Annotated in this window: 4 protein-coding genes; all 4 read right to left on the bottom strand. The window is 65.8% G+C overall.

Annotated elements, in window-relative coordinates; genetic code table 11:
* Positions 1-46 precede the first annotated feature (46 nt).
* The 4 genes from fliN to FFS27_RS30150 all read right to left on the bottom strand — a co-directional run bounded on the left by fliN (position 47) and on the right by FFS27_RS30150 (position 3575).
* The gene (fliN, locus tag FFS27_RS30165) at positions 47-520 is read right to left on the bottom strand and encodes a flagellar motor switch protein FliN (protein WP_003083049.1); all 474 of its coding nucleotides are present in this window, start codon (positions 518-520) and stop codon (positions 47-49) included.
* A 27-nt stretch (positions 521-547) separates the two neighbouring features.
* Entirely contained in the window at positions 548-1519 is a 972-nt protein-coding gene (gene fliM, locus FFS27_RS30160; RefSeq protein ID WP_003083045.1) for a flagellar motor switch protein FliM, read from the bottom strand.
* Between the two features lie 7 nt (positions 1520-1526).
* Positions 1527-2048: a flagellar basal body-associated protein FliL gene (gene fliL, locus FFS27_RS30155; protein ID WP_003083042.1), complete on the bottom strand. Its 522-nt coding sequence runs from the start codon at positions 2046-2048 to the stop codon at positions 1527-1529.
* A gap of 243 nt (positions 2049-2291) precedes the next feature.
* Entirely contained in the window at positions 2292-3575 is a 1284-nt protein-coding gene (locus FFS27_RS30150; protein ID WP_021264529.1) for a flagellar hook-length control protein FliK, read from the bottom strand.
* Positions 3576-3746: the final 171 nt, after the last annotated feature.

Genomic DNA, 3746 nt, shown 5'->3' with positions numbered 1-3746 from the left:
CGAGGCGAGTGCCGGCAGGAAGCCGGCGAACAGGTAGCGACGCATGTCAGCGCAGCTTCTTGATGCGTTCGCTGGGACTGATCACGTCGGTCAGGCGGATGCCGAACTTCTCGTTCACCACCACCACCTCGCCGTGGGCGATCAGGGTGCCGTTGACCAGTACGTCCAGCGGCTCGCCGGCCAGGCGATCGAGTTCGATCACCGACCCCTGGTTCAGCTGCAGCAGGTTGCGGATGCTGATGTCGGTATGCCCGACCTCCATGGAAATGGTCACCGGGATGTCCAGGATCACATCCAGGTTGGGCCCCTCCAGGCCGGAAATGGTCGGCGCCTTCGGCGAAGCGCCGAACTCTTCCATCGGCGCCCGCGGGGTGCTCGGCTCCGCCACGGGGGTCGCGCCGCCCTGGGCCATCAGCGCATCGATGTCGTCCTGGCTGGCGTCGCCCGCCTCGGCCAGCGCCGCCGCCCACTCGTCGGCCAGTGCCTGTTCCTCGGTGGTCACTTTTTCTTCGTCTGCCATGGTTCGTCTTTCCTCCGGGGGAAGCGATCAGCGCGAGCGCTCGACCGCTTCGAGAATCTGTAGCGCCAGGTTGCCCTTGTGGGCGCCCAGCTTGACCTTGAAGGCGGGCACGCCGTTGGCGCGCATCACCATGTGTTCCGGCATCTCCACCGGGATCACGTCGCCCGGCTGCATGTGCAGGATGTCGCGCAGCTTGAGCTGGCGGCGGACCACGGTGGCGCCGAGCGGTACCTGGACGTCGAGCACGTCCTCGCGCAGGGCCTTGATCCAGCGCTCGTCCTGGTCGTCGTGGTCGGACTGGAAACCGGCGTCGAGCATCTCGCGGATCGGCTCGATCATCGAATAGGGCATGGTGATGTGCAGGTCGCCGCCACCGCCGTCCAGTTCGATGTGGAAGGTGGAGACCACCACCACCTCGCTGGGACTGACGATGTTGGCCATGGCCGGGTTGACCTCCGAGTTGACGTACTCGAAGTTCATCTCCAGCACCGCCTGCCAGGCTTCCTTCAGATCGACGAAGGCCTGCTCCAGCACCATCCGCACCACCCGCAGTTCGGTCGGGGTGAACTCGCGGCCCTCGATCTTGGCGTGGCGGCCGTCGCCGCCGAAGAAGTTGTCCACCAGCTTGAACACCAGCTTGGCGTCGAGGATGAACAGCGCGGTGCCGCGCAGCGGCTTCATCTTCACCAGGTTGAGGCTGGTGGGAACGTACAGCGAGTGCACGTACTCGCCGAACTTCATCACCTGCACGCCGCCGACCGCGACGTCGGCCGAACGGCGCAGCAGGTTGAACATGCTGATGCGGGTGTAGCGGGCGAAACGCTCGTTGATCATCTCCAGGGTCGGCATGCGGCCCCGGACGATGCGGTCCTGGCTGGTCAGGTCATAGGACTTGACCGATCCCGGCGTCGCCTCGACTTCGGTTTCCACCAGGCCATCGTCGACGCCGTGCAACAGCGCGTCGATTTCATCCTGGGAAAGCAGATCTTGCACGGCCATGGGATACCTACTGCAGCACGAAATTGGTGAACAACACTTGTTCGATAGCCAGTTGGCCGGTTTCCTTCTTGGCCAGTTCCTGCAATCCGGCGGTCGCCTGCTGGCGGAGCATTTCCTTGCCCACCGGCGTCACCAGCGAGTCGAAACTCTGACTCGAGAACAGCATCACCAGTTTATTGCGAACCAGCGGCATGTGCTCGCGCAATGCGTCCATCTGCGCCTTGTCGCGCCCCATCAACGCGACGCCGACCTGCATGTAGCGCTGCCGGCCGTTCTGGTTGAAGTTGACGACGAAGGCCGGCGCCAGGATCTCGTAGAGCGCCGGCTGCTTGCCCGGCTTCGCCGCCTCGCTGGCGACTTCCTCGGTCTTCTCGGCCTTCAGCGACTTGCTGAGGAAGAACCAGGTGCCGCCCACCGACAGGCCGATCGCCAGCAGCAGGCCGACCACGATCAGCAGGATCAGCTTCAGCTTGCTCTTGCCGCCGCTCGGAGCCCCCGCGTCGGCGGGTGTCGCCTCTTTCTTAGCCATGCCAAAAATCCGTCGCTATAGCGTCAAATGAAGGGTTTCACAGGGGCAGAGCAAGGGTTGTGCCATTTCTGCAACGCCGCCCCGCCCCCTGGGGCCAGCCCCGGAATGCTGTCCGAGATGATAGACGGCGCGGATATTACAGCCTGGCCACAGGAAATCATCCCCGTCTTTTGCGAAATCGCCCGCTCCGGAAAAAGAAAGGCCTCCCGCAGGAGGCCCAAAGGGGAAATGCAGTCGTTCGCCTCAGGCGTAGTAGTCGACCAGACCGCGCGCCGCCGAGGAACCCGGCCGGCTGCGGATCTCGCTGACTCCGGCAAGGGTTTCCTCATCGCCCGAGGCCTCGCCGGCAAAGCCGCGTCCGCGCGCCGATCCGCCCTCGCCCTGCTGCTGGCCCTGCCAGCCCCGCGCCAGCGACTGGTCGGAGACGTTCACGTCGAGTTGGTTCATGCCCTGCTGGCTGAACATGTCGCGCAGCCGGTGCATCTGGCTTTCCAGGGCGTCGCGAACGCCGGCGTTGGGACTGGCGAAGGTCACCTGGGTCTGGTCGGCGGTCATGTGGATGCGCACGTCCAGGCGTCCCAGCTCGGCGGGGTCGAGCTGGATCTCCGCCGACTTCAGGTTCTGGCTGGACATCCACATCACCCGGTCCACCACCGCCTCGCTCCAGCCGTTCTGCTGCATCGCCACCGGCTGGCCGGGCACCGTGCCGTTCACCGGACGGTTGGTCAGGGCCTGTTGCGCCATGGCCTGAGTCAGCCCGTTGAGCTTGGCCGCGAAAGGTTCACCGCGGGGTTCCGCCTTGCTCTCCAGCAGGCTCTCGGAGGCGGCGCTGGCGACGGCCGGCTCGGCGGTCTGCTGCAACTGGGCCTCGAGCGCCTTGCCGTCGACGGCCTTGGTCAAGGAATCCGAGGTCAGGCTGGCAAGGGCATCGCCGAGGTTCGCCTGGCGCGGATCGGCGCTCTTCGCCGGCCCGCCTTTCGCCGCCTGCGCGGCGTCCTGGGCACCCTGCTCCAGGGCCATGTTCACTGCCGGAACGCCGTTGAGCTTGACCAGGGTCGGGTCGCTGCTGGCTTCGGTCAGGCTGGCCGGAGCACTGCTGGCCGTCGGCACGGCCGGCGGCAGCAAAGTCGCCTGGGTATTCTCGTCGAGCATCGGCACGGCGCCGCCGAGGCCGAGCAGTTGCAGCGGATCGACCGGCGTTTCGACTTTATTTTCGCCGTCGGCCTTGGCCTGGCCGTCGGCCGGCAAAGGCTTGCCGTCTTCGGCAACGGCCGGTTGCCCGGCGGTATCCGTCGGCTGCGCCTCGGCAGCCTCCTTGCCGGCGTCCCGCGGCTTGTCCCGCGAACCCTTGGAGGGACCGTCGGCGCGCTCGGCGGGCTTCTTCGCGGTCTCCTTGGCATACATGTCGGAGAAGCTGGAAGTCTTGTCGTTACTGGGCTCAGGCGTTTTCTGCTGGCTCTTCGGCGCAGCGGCCTTGGGCTTTACATCAGGCGTCGGCGGCAACAACACACCAGGGGCGACGGCCATGGGAATTCTCCATTTGCGAAGGGATTGCATCGTGGCTTGCGCAAGGGATGAAGCAAGGTCCGGGCCAACTTCGCCGAGAGCGTCCGTGAAACGCTCGCCAGGGCGCCGCAGCAGGCACGCTCGCTTTGCCCGCAGGTCCCGTCTGGACTACAATCCAGAGCCGCATCCCTC

The organism is Pseudomonas sp. 2VD (assembly GCF_005503585.1).
Lineage (GTDB): Bacteria > Pseudomonadota > Gammaproteobacteria > Pseudomonadales > Pseudomonadaceae > Pseudomonas > Pseudomonas aeruginosa.
This window is presented reverse-complemented; position numbering and strand designations above follow the sequence as displayed.